Raw genomic sequence first — 18,063 nt, forward strand, 5'->3', positions numbered from 1 at the left:
CGGTTCATTTCACGGATTTGACTGTGATCTTACTCACTCTTGTCAGGATTTGTTGATCTTTACTGCCTTCTCATCCGAATGATCTTCAACCGGCACGGTTCGCCCCGGTCGGTTGTTTTTGGATGTCCCATACGGGCGATTTCGGCGTGTTCTTGTCGGCGTTGTCGGTGACCCGGTCCCGGAGGGTTCTGGCATGTCACGACCGAGGTGGAGTCGTGCCCGTTGGTGGATCGCCTTAGTCAGCTGCGTGCTGGCGGCGCCCGGGCTGGCGGAGCTGCAGCCCGTCCCGGCGGCGGCCTCCACCTCCAGATCGGTGTCGCTGGACCTTCCGGTACAGGCATCCGGCAGCGCCGCCGGGCTGCCGCACCTGGTGAGCACCGCGCAGACCCAGGAGGCGAAGGCAGGCCCGGTTGCCGCCATGGAGCGGCCCGAGGACGCGTTGCCCCTGGACACCGAGGTACGCGGGAATCCGGGCCATATCCCGCAGACCAGAACCCCCGCGGGGCCGTCGCTGTTCCTGTCGGCCGAGGTGCGCGCCGCGGCCGACTGCCGGCATCCGGCCTGGTCGTCGTGGGGGGACTACGACCCCGGCGACATCGTGTCCTACCGAGGTCACGACTGGGAGGCGATCGATCCCTGGCCGGGCATCCCGCCGAGTGAGCCCGAATGGGAGGACCTGGGGCCGTGCCACACCGGTGCCCCCTCCGGCGCGCCGATCGTGCTCGACATGAAGCCGGTGGCCGGGGCCCTTGTGCCCTCGGTGACGCCCAAGCTGACCGCGGTGGCCGAGAGCGGCCCGGGCACGATCGTGTGGGGACGGCTGCGCTACTCCTTCGAGGTGGAAAGCGACCTCAGCAGCCAGGAGCCCGACCCGGACACATGGCGTGACCGCGATGGGTGGCGGGACCTCCCGCGGAACGACGAGCCCTACGTGCGCGTGACGTCGGGATGGCTGGGCCTCAACGTGAACAGCTGGACCGTACCCGCCGGGAAGCTGGAGTGGGGCAAGCCGTACCGGTGGCGGGTGACGGTGCAGGACGCGTCCAACCAGGCGCAGACCGTCAGCGACTGGATGACGTTCGTCACCGGGGTCCGGCAGCCGCCCGTCTCCTCCCAGATGGCGATCCAGGGTGCGAACGGCCAGGAGTTCGACCACCTGTCCGGCAACTACACCACCACGTTCATGGACGCCTCGGTCAAGGCCGTGGGTCCGCAGCTCGCGGTGATCCGCACCTACAACAGCCTGGATCCGCGCAGGGACGGCATCTTCGGCGCGGGCTGGACGAGCCGGTACGACATGAAGATCGTGCCGGAGGTCATCGACGGCGTGCAGGCCCTGCGGGTGACCTACCCGGACGGCCGGCAGCTGCGGTTCGCGGCGGCCGGGAACGGGACCTTCCAGCCCCCGCCCGGAATGCACGCCACGATCGCCGAGCTCGACGGCGGCGGCTGGCGGCTGATGGACAAGTCCGCCACGTCCTACCTGTTCGACGCGTCCGGCAAGCTGATCCGGATCGAGGACAACCGCGGCCGCGCGCAGGAGCTCACCTATGACGCCGACGGCAGACTGACGCGGGTGACCTCGCCCGGTGGGCGGTCGCTGACCTTCACCTGGAACGGCCCGCGGGTCGCGAGCGTGTCCACCGATCCGGTCGGCGACCAGGGGCCGCTCACCTGGACGTACCACTACGAGGGCGACCGGCTGACGGCGGTGTGCGCCCCGGTGCAGGAACCCAACTGCACCCGGTACGAGTACGGCACCGGCTCGCACTACAGCAACCTGGTCCGCGAGGCCGACCCGATGGGGTACTGGCGGCTCGACGAGCCGGTGATCCCTGACGGGTGGACCCCGCCGTGGACGTGCCCGCCCCGGCCGAGCCCGAACCAGCCCGAGTGCAACCCGCCGCGCAAGCGCCAGCTCGCGGACCTGGGCTGGGGCTTCGGCCCGGTCACCGCCGAGGACCCGGGACTGGGTGAGCGCGGCGCGCTCGCCGGCAGCACCAACACCGCCGCTTACGTCGACTTCGAGCTGCCGTCGTACTCGATGGCGCGCCTAGGCGACCGCTACACCTTCGAGACCTGGTTCCAGACCACCTCGCCGGGCATGCTGCTGGAGTTCCGCGAGTACGAGGATGACGTCTTCACCCACCCGGCGGTCTACATCGGCCGCGACGGCAGGCTGAGGGCCCAGCTCAACGAGCTGCCCCGCTACGCGATCAATCCCACCACCACCTCCCGGTCGGTCATGGACGGCAGGTGGCACCACCTGGTGGTCACCTTCGACAACGGCACCCAGCGGCTCTACCTGGACGGCCAGCAGGTGGGCACACTGTCCAACCTGAGCACCACCCCGTTCGACGGGCCGATCCGCTTCGGCCTGGGCTACATCGACTCGTCGTGGCCGTCCAGCCCCGCGTCCGGGACCACCATCGTCGGATTCCCGTTCTACGGGCTGCTGGACGAGGTGGCGGTCTACGACCGGGCGCTGACCGCCGACGAGGTCGCCGCCCACTACCAGGCCGGCACCACCCCCGCTCCGCACCTGCTCACCAAGATCACCCTGCCGTCGGGCCGGGTGTGGATGACGAACACCTACGACACGGCGAACGACCGCATCGCCACCCACACCGACGAGCACGGCGGTACCTGGAAGATCGGCAAGCCCAAGGTATGGAAGGACCCGCTCAAGCCGGAGTACGACCAGGACCAGTCGAAGCGCATCGTCGAGGTGACCGACCCGCACGACGGCAAGCTGAGCTACGTCCACGACGCCTGGCGCGGGTACCGCCTGGTCCAGGAGACCGACCAGCTCGGGCACACCACCTACTACAGGTACGACTCCGGCGGCTTCCCGGCCGTGATCACGGACCGCAACGGCAACAAGGTCCAGCTCGCGCACGACAAACGCGGGAACCTTCTGCGCAGGCGGGAGTGCCGGGCCCCGAACGACTGCCAGACCGAGTACTTCACGTACCACGTCAACACCGCCAACCCCTTCGACCCGCGCAACGACGAGCTCACCGTCGTCCGGGACGCCAGGTCGCAGAGCGCGACCGACGACACCTACGCCACGCGGTACGAGTACACGCCCTACGGCGAGGAGGCCAAGGAGATCCTGCCGCCCACGCCGGACTTCCCGTCGGGGCGCGAGCTGGTCACGACGTACACCGACGGCACGGAGCCCGCGGAGGGCGGCGGCACGACCCCGGCGGGCCTGGTCAAGTCCGAGCGGGACGCCAAGGGGTACGAGCACACCTACACCTACACGGCGGCCGGTGACCTCGCCACCGAGACCTACCCCGGCGGGCTGAAGATCCGGTACGAGTACGACGAGATCGGCCGGGTGATCTCGCGCACCGAGATATCGAAGGCGCACCCCGAGGGCGTCACGACCACCTTCACCTACGACGGCCTCGGCCGGGTGGTCGCGCAGACCGGTCCCGGCGTGCGCAACGAGGTCACCGGCGTCACCCACACGCTGCAGTCCCGGTACACCTACGACGCCGACGGCAACCGGCTGACCGAGAGCGTCGTCGACCTGACCGGCGGGGACCCCACCCGCACGATCACCTACACCTACGACGACTACGGCCGGACGGAGACGGTGACCGGCCCCGAGGGCGGCGTCGTCCGCTACACCTGGGACCACACCGGTGCGCTGACCAGCGTGACCGACGAGATGGGCACGGTCATCCACTACACCTACACGGCGCGCGGCGAGCAGGCGTCCCGCATCCTCAAGGGCTGGACCGGCAGCCCGGTCAACCCGCAGCCGGCCAAGGACGTGGTGCTCGAGTCCAGGGCGTACGACCCGGAGGGCCGCCTGGCGTCCACGACCGACGCGATGGGCCGCACGACCTCGTACGTCTACTACGGCGACGACCTGCTGTCCAAGGTCATCGCCGACGACGTACGGCTCAACGGGTCCACCACCCGCCGCGACGTGGTGCTGGAGTCCAGGGTCTACGACGCCGCGGGCAACCTGATCCGCAAGGAGACCGGGGGCGGCATCGAGCGCACCGACTACGTGTACGACGCGGCCGACCGGCTGGTGTCCGAGACCTTCGACCCGTCCCGTCTCGCCCGCAAGACCTCCTACACCTACGACGCCAACGACAACGTCGTCGAGGTGCGGTACACCGCCGCCAACACGCCGCGGGTCGAGACCATCGAGTTCGAGTACAACCCGGACGACGAGCTGATCCGCAAGAAGGTGAAGAACGGGGACAACGACCTGATCACCACCTACGACGTCGACGACCGCGGCCTCGTCGTCAAGATCACCGACCCGCGCGGCAACGAGCCCGGGGCGAACCCGGCCGACTACACCACCGACCTGCGGTACGACGCGGCCTACCGGCTCGTCGAGGCCCGGGCGCCGCCGGTCACGATCGAGAAGATGGGCGCCGAGCCGACCACGGCCCGGCCCACCGTGCGGTTCGGCTATGACGGCTCCGGGCAGCGCACGCACGAGGTCGACGCCGAGGGGCGCACCACGGTCTACGCGTTCGACAAGGCCGGGCGGCTGACCTCGGTGACCCACCCGCAGTACACCCCGCCGGGCGGGTCGGCGCTGACCCCGCGCGAGACCTACGAGTACGACGCCGCGGGCCGGCCGATCCGGTACACCAACGCCCGCGGCCGGACCTGGACGACCGAGTACGACGCGCTGGGCAACCGGGTCCGCGTCACCGAGCCCGGGCCGGACGGCGAGCCGGGCGGCCGGTGGGTGTACGAGTACGACCTGGTCGGCGAGATGCTCGCCCAGGTCGACCCGACCGGTGCCCGCACCGAGTTCACCTACGACGACCTCGGCCGGCAGATCACCGCCACGGTGATCGAGCGCAAGCCCACCACCACGGCGATCGTCACCCGGATGGAGTACGACGACGCCGACAATCTGATCAAGGAGATCGGCCCCTCGTCGCGGACCACCACGTACGAGGTGAACGCGGCGGGCGAGGTGACCGCGGAGACCGACCCGCTGGGCGCCACGACCAGGTACGCCTACGACCTGCTCGGCCGCGAGGTGCGGGAGACCGACCCCCTGGGCAACGCCACGGTCACCGAGTACGACCTGGCCGGGCGGGCGGTCGCGGTCACCGACCTGGACGCGAACGGCTCGATCATCCGGACCGTCCGGTTCGGCTACGACGCGGCCGGCAACCTGACCAGCGAGACCTCCGGCGAGGGCCACGTCACGCGGCGTACCTATGACGCCTCGAACGCGCTGGTCAAGCTCGTCGAGCCGGTTACCGACGACCGGTCGATCACCACCACGTACGGCTACGACGCCACCGGTGCCCGGACCCGGGTCACGGACGGGCGCGGCAACACCACCTGGACCACCTACAACGGCCTCGGGCTGGTCGAGAAGGTGATCGAGCCGCCGACGGCCGCGCACCCCGAGGAGGCCGACCGCACCTGGACCAGCGTCTACGACGCGGGCGGCAACCTGGTCACCGCGATCGCGCCCGGCGGGGTGCGGGTCGACCGGGAGTTCGACCACCTCGACCGGGTGGTGCGCGAGGTCGGGTCGGGCGCGTCGGTGCCCACGCCGGAGCGCACCTACGCCTACGACCTGATGGGGCGGGAGACCGCCATCGGTGACTACACGCTCGAGTACAACGACCGGGGTCTGGTCACCAAGATCTCCAAGGGCGGCAACCAGGTCGCGGCGTTCGCCTACGACGCGCTGGGCAACCCGACCCAGCGGGTCGACGGCACCGGCACCGCCACGTTCACCTGGGACAACGACGACCGCCTGCGCACCGTCGTCGAGCCGGTGACCGGCCGTACCTTCACCTACGACTACGACCGGGACGACCGGCTCACCACGCTCACCTCCGCGAACCCGGCCAACCGGCAGACCTTCGAGTACGACCCGGTCGACCGGCTGATCCGGCAGACGCTGACGAACGGCAGCGGCGCCCAGATCGCGCGGATCACCTACGAGTGGGACAAGGACGACAATCTCGTCGCGAAGACCACCGAGGGCCTGGCGGGCGCGGGCCGCAACGCCTATGGCTACGACAAGTCCGGGCGGCTGATCTCCTGGACCGGGCCGGACGGCAACACCACCACCTACGAGTGGGACGACGCCGGCAACCGCATCAGGGCCGGGAACAAGACCTTCGTCTACGACGAGCGCAACCGGCTGCTGCGCGGCGACGGCGTCGAGTACACCTACACCCCGCGCGGCACCGTGGCGACCGAGACCAAGGACGGCGTCACCAGGAACCTGGTCTTCGACGCCTTCGACCGGCTGGTCTCGGACGGGGACATCACCTACACCTACGACGCGCTGGGCCGGATCGCCTCGCGGTCCAAGGGCGGGGAGACGGAGCACTACTCCTACTCCGGCCTGGAGAACGACATCGCCGTCGTCACCGACGGGTCGGGCGCGGTCAAGGCCAGGTACGGCCGGGACCCCGACGGCGTGCTGCTCGGCCTGAAGGAGGGCGACGACCCGGCCGTCGGCGTGCTGAGCGACCAGCACGACGACGTGGTCGCCACCTACTCGGCGGCCGGGCTGGTGGACTCCACCGCCTACTCGCCGTTCGGCGAGGTGGTGGCCCGGACCGGCACCGCCCGCCGCATGGGCTTCCAGGGCGAGTACACCGACCCGGACACCGGCAAGGTGAACATGCTCGCCCGCTGGTACGTCCCGGGCACCGGCGGCTTCGCCTCCCGGGACACGGCCGACCTGGATCCGGATCCGTCGATCCAGCTCAACCGCTACGCGTACGCCAACGGCAACCCGCTGGCCTACACCGACCCGAGCGGCAACTGCCCGTTCTGCATCCCGCTCGCCATCGCGGCCCTGCGGGTCGCCGCGCAGATGGCGCTGCGCCAGGTCGTCCAGCGGGCCGCGGTGCAGGCCGGCCGGGCGGTGGTGCAGCGGGCCGTCCAGCAGGCCGGCCAGCGCGCCGCACAGCAGGCCGCCAGGGCCGCGGGCAAGGCGGGCCAGCAGGCGGCGAAGAAAACCACCCAGAACGCGGCGAAGAACGCGACCCGGCAGGCCACGAAGCGGGCCGGGAACAACGCGTCGAGGGCCAACAAGGCGACGAAGGCGCAGAGGTCGTCCAAGGCGTCGAAGTCCTCGAGGGCGAAGCAGCAGAGGTCCGCCAGGGCCAAGAACCAGAAGGCGAAGCAGCCCAAGAGCCCCAAGGCGAAGAAGCCGAAGCTGCCGAAGGTCAAGGCGAAGACGAGGGCGCCCAAGGGCTCGAAGGCGAAGCCTTCCAAGGCGAAGCCGTCCAGGTCGAAGACCAATACCAAGAAGAACAACCAGAAGAAGAACACCACCAAGGACTCGGGCAAGGGCAACAAGGCCAACACCAAGTCCACCGGCACCAAGAGCAACTCGAGCAAGTCCACGACGAAGGACAGGCTGAAGGAGGAGCTCGTCTTCGAGTCGCTCTCCGATATCGGGAGCGACCTCGGCTGGTCCGGGGGTGCTCCGGCCGGTGGCTTCGGTCCCGCCAGCCTCGGCGGTATCGACCCCTGCGGCAGCCTGCGCTCGTGCGCCAAGGAGGTCGTCGAGAGCGTCCTCGACGACGTCCAGGACAAGGTCATCAACGATCTGATCGACCAGGTCGTCCCGGAGGTGCCGGTCGACTACAGCCCGGGCGGCAACTGCCGGCCGGGCGGGGCCAACAGCTTCGTGCCCGGCACCCCGGTGCTGATGGCCGACGGCACCACCAAGCCGATCGAGGAGGTCAAGCTCGGCGACCACGTCCTCGCCACCGACCCGGTCACCGGTGTGGTCGAGGCCAAGCCCGTCACCACGCTCATCACCGGCGAGGGCACCAAGCACCTGGTCGACATCACCATCGACACCGATGGGCCGGAGGGCGACGCCACCGACACGCTGACCGCCACCGCGGACCACCCGTTCTGGGTTCCGGACCTGCGCGAGTGGCTACCGGCCGAGCGCCTGGCGCCCGGCATGTGGCTCCGGACCGCCGCCGGCACCTACGTCCAGATAACCGCGGTCGCCAAGCGGACCGCCGCCCAGCGCGTCCACAACCTCACGGTCGACGACCTCCACACCTACCTACCATGTCGTTGCAGGCGGCCAGGCGGTCCTCGTCCACAACTCCAACGACCCCTGCCGGCAAAACCTGCAACCCGGTAACAGTGCAGCAGCTGCACGAGGCAGAGAGATTCACAATGGGCCGGAATGGCAAGAGTTTTTGCGATCGCGAAATTACAAGCCCGGGCACGAAGTTTCCGAGAGGAGCATCCCTGATGCCTTCACGCCAAAAGGGGCCCCGGTGGAACTGAAGCCGGATACCAAGAGCGGAATCAAGGCTGGAACTCGGCAATTGAGGCGTTACATGAAGGACATGGACGTCAAATACGGCGAGCTGTGGACTTATCGCGAAACGCCTGATGGTGGGGTAGAGTTTCATCTTAGGGCGATTCCTGACGGTCCTCGCAGATGGAAGAGGTTCTGATTCGACATGGCCAAGGGGATGTCCGCTCCAGCGGTGTTGCGTTTGGCGAAGGAACTTGGTGTTGTTCCTTCGAGCGCCGATGTGACCCGAAGGGGTGTGGTGCGCTGGGAGTCTGGGGAATTAGCGTATATTGGATGGGTGATGAAGCGTATTCCAGGTCGACTGACCTGGGGTATGAATGTGGGCGATGCGAAATTCGGCCCGCTCATGGAGGAATATGGGCGAATGGTTGTTCGGATTCGCAGTCCGCGTAATGAGTTCCCTGTTCCCGGGCGGCCGGATGATCTCCTGATCAAGTGGCTCCAGGAAGGGCTTGGAAAAGCAAGAGAATTTGTGGCTGATCGTATTGACCTCTGTGTTCTTCTCTCGTCGCCGGAAGACGTATGGCGGGGAGATCTTTATGCATGGAATCCGCTGGCAAACTATCCTGCTCGCCTGGTGCAGGCCTTGGTGCTGGCGCGTGATATCGGTAGCCTTGAGTTGGAGTCGCAGGTCATGGAGCGACTGAGACGAGGAACAGTCGATCCAGATACTGGAGAGCCCATCGACCTTATGACAGAGGCCAGAGAATGGGCGCGTGAGTTCTCGGCTGTGCTTGGATTCGATATCCGGCTCTAGCAAAAGGTCCTGCTTGACCGGAGAAGCGACGGCTAATTGATGCATATACGGTGCGTCAGGGCCAAAGCCAGAGCTCCGGTCAGGACTTGTGTTGACCAGGCGCCCCGGTCCGGTGTGGGCCAGGGCGCTTTGCGTGTCGTCAGGTGAGCCCGAGGATGGTGAGCACCGTCCGGGCGGTCTGGCCGCCTTCGACATCACCATCGACACCGATGGGCCGGAGGGCGACGCCACCGACACGTTGACCGCCACCGCGGACCACCCGTTCTGGGTCTCGGACCCGTTTCGGGAATAAATATGACAAGGCTTTCGAGGAAATGTGCGAAAGCCTTTCTCGGAATAAAGCGTTCCAGGAATATCTGTCGTGCTGGGGGAAGGCGTCGCAGTAGGCGTTCCTCTGGAGGTGAATGTGATCATAAGGTTGCAGCCGCCGGAAGGAGTTCCACCTCTCCTGATTGGCATGTCAATCGATGAGGCTCGTAACGCCATGGCTGTCTGGGGTGATCCCCGAGAGGAGCGGCCTGCGCCCGGCGAGGTGTATCGGCTACGGGTCTACGATGCTGGACTGACTCGAGATGTCTTCGCTTATTTTGAGGACGAGGAGAAGGTTTCGGCCATCGAGGTGTGGGAACCTGAGGATTCGAAGCATGGAACAGTGCGGGTACTTTTCGGTGATATAGACGTCTTTTCTCTGCCCGCTGATGAAGTCATGCGCGCTTTGCGTGCCCGAGGAATCCATGTTGACGAAACGGACCCGTACTACCCCTATTGTCCGGAACTCGTGCTGGGGTTCACCCGAGAAGGCGGTGAAGATGTAGTGGATGAAGAGTCAGGATTGGCACGCTATTTCCAATCCGTCGTTGTGGCGCCTCCAGGCTACTATGACTGAGATGCCAAGGTTCAACTCCATCGTTGAATTAGATCGCGCTTGGCTGCTATCCTGAATTGTTGCTCAACGCTTATGGGGTTGCGGAACTCCGCCTTCGGATACTGCTTCATCACATCTTGAATGAGGCTGCGGCAGAGCATCGTCAGTGCGCCGATTGAACCTCCGCGCTTCTATCGGTCGGCAGTCTCCTCGGCATCATGAGGACCTCGGCCTGAGCGCCGACAAATTTGGTACTCGGCGACGTCCAGGCATGATGAATCACATCTAAACAAGATCCTGACCACCGGCGAGAGCAGGGTATGCCGCCGGCCCGTAAACGGCGATATGAGGGAGGAGAACGCTGATTCGCCGGTGGTCTTAGAGCAGACTGAACTTCTCGCTTAGGTGAGCCCGAGGATGGTGAGCACCGTCCGGGCGGTCTGGCCGCCTTCCTCCTCGGCTATGGCGAGGGCGGCGGGGACGTTGAGGTCGTCGAGGAGGGCGCGGACGGCGGCCTGTTCGGCGGCCGGTGAGGACGTGTTGCGGCCGGTGGCGGTGTGCAGGCGGTCGAGGTGGGCGGCCGCGGCCTCGAGGGCGGCGGGGGAGTAGTCCCAGTCGGCCGACCAGGGGCGGTCGATGAGCAGCAGCCGCAGGGCCGCGGCGGAGTGGTCGCGCAGCAGGTCGGCGGTGAAGACGAGGTTGCCGGTGGACTTGGCCATCTTGGCGCCGTCGACGCGGACGATGCCGACGTGCAGCCAGGCGCGGGCGAACGGGCGTACGCCGGTGACCGCCTCGGCCATGGCGGACTCGTAGGCGTGGTGCGGGAAGCGCAGGTCGGCGCCGCCGCCGTGCAGGTCGAGGGCGGGGCCGAAGGTGGTGAGGGCCATCGCGGCGCACTCGACGTGCCAGCCGGGGCGGCCGGAGCTCCACGGGCTCGGCCAGGCGGGCTCGCCCGGCTCCGACGGGGTCCACAGCACCACGTCCCACGGGCTGTGCTTGCGCGGGTCGTCGGGGTCGTCGCCGTACTCGGCGAGCAGCGCCCGGGCCGTGGCCTCGTCGAGCCCGGCCCGCGCGGGCACGTGCTCGCCGCGGAAGAACACCGCGCCGTCGACGGTGTACGCGTGACCGGTGTCGAGCAGCGCCTGGGTGAGCGCGATCACCTCGCCGATGTAGTTGTGCGCCCGCGGCTCGTGGTCCACCCGCTGCACGCCGAGCGCCGCCATGTCCTGGTCGAAGTAGAACTGCTGCACCGCGGCGAAGCTGTCGTACGGGCTGCCCGCCCGCCGGGCCGCGCTGGTGAGCACGTCGTCCACGTCGGTGACGTTCCGGCACACCTCGACCGCGATGCCCGCGTGCCGCAGTACCCGGGCCGCCACGTCCGCCCACACGAACGTGCTCGCGTGGCCCAGGTGCGTGGTGTCGTACGGCGTGATGCCGCACACGTACATCCGGGCGCGTCCGACGAGCGGCAGCCTCCGGCCGCCGAGGGTCATGGGCGGGCTGATCGGTGTGGCCGCGTGGTACATGCTCTCCTCCGGTCCGGGTGCGGGGCCGGCCGCCGGGCGGGTGCCGCCCGGACAAGCCGGGTACTCGGTCAGCCGCCAGCGTACGTCGCCCCCGCGAGCACGGCAGGCCGGGGGCGGGCCGTACCCGCCCACCGAGGCACCGCGGGTACGGCACGGCCGCCGCGCGCCAGGGACCAAGGTCCCGGCATGCCGGGCCGAAGTGCCCCTGGACCTGGGTCGTTGCACCCTTTTGACCGACCCCGCCGGTGAGCAGATTTCAGATATGGACCGGCCCATGGGAAGCTCAGGGGTCGTCGTGGGCTACGACGGCTCCGAGTTCGCCGTGCGCGCCCTCGAGTGGGCGCTGGACGAGGCCGAGCTCCGCGGACTGCCGCTCACCGTCTGCCACGCCTGGCAGCCGCCCAGAGGTGCCGACGTCGGCACCGTGGCCGCAATGCGGCGCGCCGCCGAGCGGGTGGTACGGCAGGGCGCGGAGTGGGCCCGGGCGCGCGGCCTGCCGGTCGACATCGACCTGTACCAGGGGGCGGCCGCCGACCGCCTCGTCGAGCTGTCGGCCACGGCCGACCTCGTGGTGGTCGGCTCGTGCCGGCCGGACGCGAGCCGCGGCGTCACCATCGGCGCGGTGCGCCGCGTCGTCGCCGGGCGCGCCCGTTGCCCTGTGATCATGGTGCGCGACACCGGCCCGGCACGCCGGTCGGGCCCGATCGCGGTCGGCGTGAACGGCAACGGGGACATCGACGTCGTGCTGGCGTTCGCCTGCCAGGAGGCGATGGCCCGGCGCCTGCCGCTCGTCGTGGTGCACGCCTGGCAGCACCAGGCCTGCCACGTCCGGGCGGTGATGCCGCTCGAGCCGGCGGCCGTACGCGCGCACGCCGAGGAGCGGATGACCCGCGTGCTCGTGCCGTGGCGCCTGCGTTACCCGAACCTGCTGATCGAAGTCTCGGCGGCCGAGGGGCCCGCCCGCCAGGAGCTGCTGGAGGCCGCGCTCGACGCGACGCTGCTCGTGGTCGGGGCGCCGGAGTCCCGGTGCGGCTCCATGACGGTGTTCATGCTGGACCACGCCCCCTGCCCCGTGGCGATAGTCCGAACCCAGGAGGTGGCTCTCTAGCATGCGCGCGGTAGAGGAGATCAACGGGGTGGTCCAGACGGCGGTCGAGGCCGCCGTGTGGGCCCCCTCGGTGCACAACACCCAGCCGTGGTCGTTCGCCGTCTCCGGCGACACGATCAGCGTCCGGGCCGACCCCGAGCGCCGCCTGCCCCACCAGGACCCGGCCGGCCGGGAGATGCTGATCAGCATCGGCGCGGCCGTGTACAACGTGCGGCTCGCGGTCGCCGCGCTCGGCTACGAGCCGATCGTGCACCTGGTGCCCGACGCCGACCACCCGACGCTGCTCGCCACGGTACGGCTCGGCGGCCGCGTCGACCCCGACGACCTGACCCGCATGCTGCACGCGGAGATCCCGCGCCGCCGTACCCACCGCGGGGCGTTCAGCGACGTGGTGATCCCGCGCAACTTCACCGACGCGCTCGCGGTGCAGGCCGCCCAGGAGGGCGCGCGCTTCGCCGCGGTGCGCTCCGAGCCGATGGTGGAGGCGCTCGCCGGGGTCACCCGCGCCGCCCAGGAGGTGCAGTCGCTCAACCGCGACTACCGGCTGGAGGTGATGCGCTGGGCCCGCCCGCCGGGCAGCACGCGCGGCGACGGGGTGCCGGCGGACGCCTACCCGCGCCGCCCGGACCGCACCGAGCCGCACTTCCCGCAGCGGGACTACTCGCGCGACCGGCTGTGGGGCTACCACCGGCCGGCGACCCGCACCCTGCCCACCTCGCCGGGCGTGGTCGCGGTGCTCACCACCGCGGAGGACGGGCAGGAGGACTGGCTGCGCGCGGGCCAGGCGCTGCAGCGGGTGCTGCTGTTCGCCTCGGCGTACGGCGTGCGCGCGGCGTTCCACACCCAGGCGCTGGAGATCTACCACCTGCGGGAGTTCGTGCGCGAGGAGCTGACCCAGGGCGAGCACCCGCAGATGATCATGAGGCTGGGGGTCACCGAGGAGGACGCGGGCACGCTGCGCCGCCCGCTCGCCGAGGTCGTCGTCACGGGGCAGGACGAACAGGACTGAGACGCGAGAACGCCACGAGGCCGCCCGCCTCCGCCGCACCGGCGGGGGCGGGCGTGCGCATGCGACGGCCGTACGGCGGAGCGTCACGGTGCGCGTGCCGCGGCCGCCGGCCCGGCCGTCACAGGCCGCGGATGCGGCGGCCGCTCACCTGGTAGGGCGTGATGCGCAGGTAGCGGTCGCGGACGCCGCCCGCCCAGGTCTCCACCCCGGCCGCGGCGACCTCGGCGATCTCCTCGGGCGTGGTGACGCGGTGGGCCGGGCCCTGGACGAGCACGCTCCACCCCTCCCGCCGGATCTCGTCGATGCGGTCGACCTCGAACCCGACCTTGATCTCCACACCCTCGATGCCGGTGCTCAGGTCCTGGTCCATGAGCCCGCCCTCCTGGGTGCGGAACACGATCGCGCCCTTGTACAGCTTGTAGTTGACCGGCAGCACCACCGGCCCGGACAGGCCGTACCAGGCGATGCGGCCGATGCCGCCGGGCGCGATGAGCCGCAGGCACTCCTCCCGGTCGATCTCGGTGAGCTCGGGTTTGGCCGCGGGAGCGCCCTGCCCCGGCGGCCGGTCCAGGTCGCCGCCGCCGAGCAGCTCCTCGACGGTGGTCTCCAGCGCGGCGGCGAGCCGGTGCAGGTCGCCGGTGGTGATCGTGGCGCTGCTCTCCTCGATGTAGGCGATGTATCCGGCGCCGATGCCCGCGCGTTCGCCGAGCTCCTCCCTGCTGATGCCGAGCTCCTCCCGGCGGGCCGCGATGCGGCGGCCGGTCTCGCCTGCGGTGTGCTGGTCCATGCGTGCTTCCTGTCGATATCGAAGTTGCCGGTCGTGCCTCAGGGGTGTGTGCCGATCATCCGGCCGGAGATGTGCTCGATCGGCAGGACGATGAAGTGGTCACGCCCTCCCGGTACCCAGCGCTGCAGCGGCAACCGGGACAGGCGCTCGATCTCGGCGGGCTCGGTGACGGCGCGGGCGTGCCCGATCGCCGTCACCGACCAACCGGTCCGCCCCGCCCGGTCGAACTCGTCGGCCTCGAAGGCGACCACGGTGTCGCGCGCCGCCGCGGCGAGCCGCGTGTCGGCTCCGGTACGGATCACCACGGTCTCGCCGTCGAGCGCGAAGCCGACCGGCTGCACGGCCGGAAGCGCCCGGTCGGTGAACACGATGCGGCCGATCGGGGTGGTCGCCAGCAGGGCGACGCACTCGGCGCGGGACAGCACCCGCAGCCCAACCGAGTCCATGGTCATACGACCAGCGTGGCCGCACCGCCGCGCACGGCGTCAGGGACAAAGGTCCTTTAGAGCGTGCCCTCGGACTTCAGCCGCGCGGCGAGCGCCGCGGCCTGGGTACGGCGCTGCATGTCGAGCTTGGTGAGCAGGTTCGACACGTAGTTCTTGACGGTCTTCTCCGCCAGGAACAGCCGCTCGCCGATCTGCCGGTTGGTCAGGCCCTCGCCGATCAGCTCCAGGATGTGCTTCTCCTGCTCGGTGAGCGAGGCGAGCGGGTCCTTCTTCGCCGCCTGCTCGCGCAGCCGCTGCAGCATCGCCGCGGTGGTCTGCGGGTCGAGCAGCGACTGCCCGGACGCCACGGTGCGCACCGCGCCGACCAGGTCGGAGCCGTGGATCTGCTTGAGCACGTAGCCGGCCGCCCCGGCCATGACCGCGTCGAACAGCGCGTCGTCGTCCGCGTAGGAGGTGAGCATGAGGCACGCCACCTCGGGCAGCTTCGACCGCACCTCCCGGCACACGGTCACCCCGCTGCCGTCGGGAAGGCGCACGTCGAGCACGCACACGTCGGGCTTGACGGCGGGGATGCGGGCGATCGCCTGCTCGGCCGTACCCGCCTCGCCGATCACCTCGATATCGTCCTCGGCTTCCAGCAACGCGGCCACGCCGCGACGAACCACCTCGTGGTCGTCGACAAGAAACACGCGAATCATGTCTTAACGCTAATCCTTAACAACGGGTGGGCGTTAGTGACCTAGGACCCTGGTCAAGGCCGTGATCAGCGGGAAACGTCGGAGACATGGATGTATTAGAGCGAATCGACGCGTTCTGGCGGGCTGCGAACTACCTGTCGGTAGGGCAGATCTACCTGCTGGACAACCCGCTGCTCCGGGAGCCGCTGCGCGACGAGCACATCAAGCCGCGGCTGCTCGGTCACTGGGGCACCACCCCCGGCCTCAACCTGATCTTCGCTCACCTCAACCGGATCATCCTGGAGCGCGACCAGGACATGATCTACGTCGCGGGCCCGGGCCACGGCGGCCCGGCGGCGGTCGCGTTCTCCTGGCTGGAGGGCACCTACAGCGAGCGCTACCCGGAGGTCTCCCAGGACGCCCGCGGCATGAAGCGGCTGTTCCGCCAGTTCTCCTTCCCCGGCGGCGTGCCGAGCCACGTCGCCCCGGAGACGCCCGGGTCGATCCACGAGGGCGGCGAGCTCGGCTACTCGCTCGCCCACGCGTACGGCGCGGCGTTCGACAACCCGGACCTGGTGGTGGCCTGCGTGGTCGGCGACGGTGAGGCGGAGACCGGGCCGCTCGCCGCGAGCTGGCACTCGAACAAGTTCCTCAACCCGGCCCGGGACGGCATCGTGCTGCCGATCCTCCACCTCAACGGGTACAAGATCGCCAACCCCACGGTGCTCGCCCGCATCCCCGAGGCGGAGCTGCTCAAGCTCATGGAGGGGTACGGCTACCGCCCGCACGTGGTGGCCGGCGACGACCCGAAGGCCGTGCACCGGCTGCTCGCCGACACCCTCGACACGGTCTTCGACGAGATCGCGGCGATCAAGAGCGGTTCCGGCGACCCGCTCCCGATGATCATCCTGCGTACCCCGAAGGGCTGGACCGGCCCGAAGGAGTTCGACGGGCTGCCGGTGGAGGGCACCTGGCGGTCCCACCAGGTGCCGTTCGGCGCGGTGCGCGGGCACCCCGAGCGGCTCCGGCTGCTGGAGGAGTGGCTGCGCTCGTACCGCCCGGAGGAGCTGTTCGACGCCGACGGCCGCCCGGTGGACGAGATCCGCGCCCTGGTGCCGAGGGGGCCGCGGCGGATGAGCGGCAACCCGCACGCCAACGGCGGGGAGATCCTGCGCCCGCTGGTGCTGCCCGACTTCCGCGACTACGCGGTGGAGGTGAAGGAGCCGGCGACCACGCACAGCGAGCCGACCCGGGTGCTCGGCGCGTTCCTGCGCGACGTGATCGCGAACAACCCGGACAACTTCCGGCTGGTCGGCCCGGACGAGACCGCGTCCAACCGGCTGTCGGCGGTGTTCGAGACCACCCAGCGCACCTGGGACGCCGAGGTGCTGCCCACCGACGAGAACCTCGGCCCGGACGGCCGGGTGCTCGAGGTGCTCAGCGAGCACCTGTGCCAGGGCTGGCTCGAGGGCTACCTGCTCACCGGGCGGCACGGCCTGTTCAACAGCTACGAGGCGTTCATCCACATCGTCGACTCGATGTTCAACCAGCACGCCAAGTGGCTGGATGCGTGCCAGGACATCCCGTGGCGGCGCCCGATCGCCTCGCTCAACTACCTGCTCAGCTCGCACGTGTGGCGGCAGGACCACAACGGCTTCACCCACCAGGACCCCGGGTTCCTCGACATCGTGGTGAACAAGAAGGCCTCGGTGGTGCGGGTCTACCTGCCGCCGGACGCGAACACGCTGCTGTCGGTCGCCGACCACTGCCTGCGCTCGCGCAACTACGTCAACGTGATCGTCGCGGGCAAGCAGCCGGTGCTCAACCTCATGTCGATGGACGAGGCGATCATCCACTGCACCCGCGGCATCGGCATCCTGCCGTGGGCGTCCAACGACGCGGGCGCCAAGCCGGACGTGGTGCTCGCCTGCTGCGGTGACGTGCCCACCCAGGAGACCCTCGCCGCCGCCGCGCTGCTGCGCGAGCACCTGCCGGAGCTCAAGGTCCGGGTGATCAACATCGTGGACCTGATGCGGCTCCAGCCGCCGGAGGAGCACCCGCACGGCATGAGCGACGCCGAGTTCGACTCGCTGTTCACCGTCGACCGGCCGATCATCCTCAACTTCCACGGCTACCCGTGGCTCATCCACCGGCTCACCTACCGCCGCCGCGGGCACCACAACCTGCACGTGCGGGGCTACAAGGAGGAGGGCACCACCACCACGCCCTTCGACATGGCGATGCTCAACGACATCGACCGCTACCACCTCGTGATGGACGTCATCGACCGGGTACCGGGACTCGGCGAGCGGGCCGCGCACCTGCGCCAGGAGATGGCCGACCGGCGGCTGGCCGCCCGCCGGTACACCCGGGAGCACGGCGACGACCCGGCGGAGATCCGCGACTGGACCTGGCCGTACTGACCGGGCGCCGGCCAGGCCCTGACCAGGGCGGCGAGCAGGGCCGAAGGTCCCTGCCGGGCCGGGTCTCGCGCCCCTGCACGCGGCGCTCCCCGCGTCGGAGGCTGAAGGTGCGGACAGGTTCCGCGGCACCGGACGCGAGGAGGAG

Annotated in this window: 12 protein-coding genes; 8 read left to right on the top strand and 4 right to left on the bottom strand. The window is 69.4% G+C overall.

Annotation, left to right across the window (positions count from 1 at the left end):
* The first annotated feature begins 247 nt into the window (after positions 1-247).
* The 5 genes from FHX40_RS25405 (at position 248) to FHX40_RS04420 (ending at position 9,963) form a co-directional block, all read left to right on the top strand.
* Positions 248-8,137, top strand: coding sequence for a LamG-like jellyroll fold domain-containing protein (locus FHX40_RS25405; RefSeq protein WP_211350156.1), 7,890 nt, complete (start codon positions 248-250; stop codon positions 8,135-8,137).
* Positions 8,124-8,459 (top strand): hypothetical protein, encoded by a 336-nt coding sequence (locus tag FHX40_RS26195; RefSeq protein ID WP_142261538.1) that lies wholly within the window; start codon positions 8,124-8,126, stop codon positions 8,457-8,459. The genes FHX40_RS25405 and FHX40_RS26195 overlap by 14 nt, the downstream gene beginning before the upstream one ends.
* A gap of 6 nt (positions 8,460-8,465) precedes the next feature.
* Positions 8,466-9,077 (top strand): hypothetical protein, encoded by a 612-nt coding sequence (locus FHX40_RS04415; protein WP_142258420.1) that lies wholly within the window; start codon positions 8,466-8,468, stop codon positions 9,075-9,077.
* Between the two features lie 133 nt (positions 9,078-9,210).
* Positions 9,211-9,369 (top strand): hypothetical protein, encoded by a 159-nt coding sequence (locus tag FHX40_RS24930; RefSeq protein ID WP_170198705.1) that lies wholly within the window; start codon positions 9,211-9,213, stop codon positions 9,367-9,369.
* A 165-nt stretch (positions 9,370-9,534) separates the two neighbouring features.
* On the top strand, positions 9,535-9,963 hold the full coding sequence (locus tag FHX40_RS04420) for a hypothetical protein (RefSeq protein ID WP_170198706.1): 429 nt from the start codon (positions 9,535-9,537) through the stop codon (positions 9,961-9,963).
* 380 nt (positions 9,964-10,343) lie between these two features.
* On the opposite strand, the gene FHX40_RS04425 is transcribed toward FHX40_RS04420, so the two are convergent.
* Complete coding sequence (locus tag FHX40_RS04425; RefSeq protein WP_142258422.1) at positions 10,344-11,468, bottom strand: class I tRNA ligase family protein; 1,125 nt, start codon at positions 11,466-11,468, stop codon at positions 10,344-10,346.
* 274 nt (positions 11,469-11,742) lie between these two features.
* On the opposite strand from FHX40_RS04425, the gene FHX40_RS04430 reads away from it, so the two are divergent.
* Both FHX40_RS04430 and FHX40_RS04435 read left to right on the top strand, forming a co-directional pair.
* A complete protein-coding gene (locus FHX40_RS04430; protein WP_170198707.1) occupies positions 11,743-12,576 on the top strand; it encodes a universal stress protein in 834 nt (277 codons plus the stop codon).
* A gap of 1 nt (position 12,577) precedes the next feature.
* Positions 12,578-13,585 (top strand): Acg family FMN-binding oxidoreductase, encoded by a 1,008-nt coding sequence (locus FHX40_RS04435; protein ID WP_142258424.1) that lies wholly within the window; start codon positions 12,578-12,580, stop codon positions 13,583-13,585.
* Between the two features lie 118 nt (positions 13,586-13,703).
* Here FHX40_RS04435 and FHX40_RS04440 read toward each other — a convergent pair whose 3' ends face one another.
* From FHX40_RS04440 to FHX40_RS04450, 3 genes are read right to left on the bottom strand one after another with little or no spacing between them, the layout of a single operon-like run.
* Positions 13,704-14,372, bottom strand: a complete 669-nt coding sequence (locus FHX40_RS04440) for a pyridoxamine 5'-phosphate oxidase family protein (RefSeq protein WP_142258425.1) — start codon at positions 14,370-14,372, stop codon at positions 13,704-13,706.
* Between the two features lie 38 nt (positions 14,373-14,410).
* Positions 14,411-14,824 (bottom strand): pyridoxamine 5'-phosphate oxidase family protein, encoded by a 414-nt coding sequence (locus FHX40_RS04445; RefSeq protein ID WP_142258426.1) that lies wholly within the window; start codon positions 14,822-14,824, stop codon positions 14,411-14,413.
* A gap of 50 nt (positions 14,825-14,874) precedes the next feature.
* On the bottom strand, positions 14,875-15,516 hold the full coding sequence (locus FHX40_RS04450) for a response regulator (protein ID WP_142258427.1): 642 nt from the start codon (positions 15,514-15,516) through the stop codon (positions 14,875-14,877).
* Positions 15,517-15,602: 86 nt separating this feature from the next.
* On the opposite strand from FHX40_RS04450, the gene FHX40_RS04455 reads away from it, so the two are divergent.
* Positions 15,603-17,918, top strand: a complete 2,316-nt coding sequence (locus FHX40_RS04455) for a phosphoketolase family protein (RefSeq protein WP_142258428.1) — start codon at positions 15,603-15,605, stop codon at positions 17,916-17,918.
* Positions 17,919-18,063: the final 145 nt, after the last annotated feature.

Source organism: Thermopolyspora flexuosa, from assembly GCF_006716785.1.
GTDB lineage: Bacteria > Actinomycetota > Actinomycetes > Streptosporangiales > Streptosporangiaceae > Thermopolyspora > Thermopolyspora flexuosa.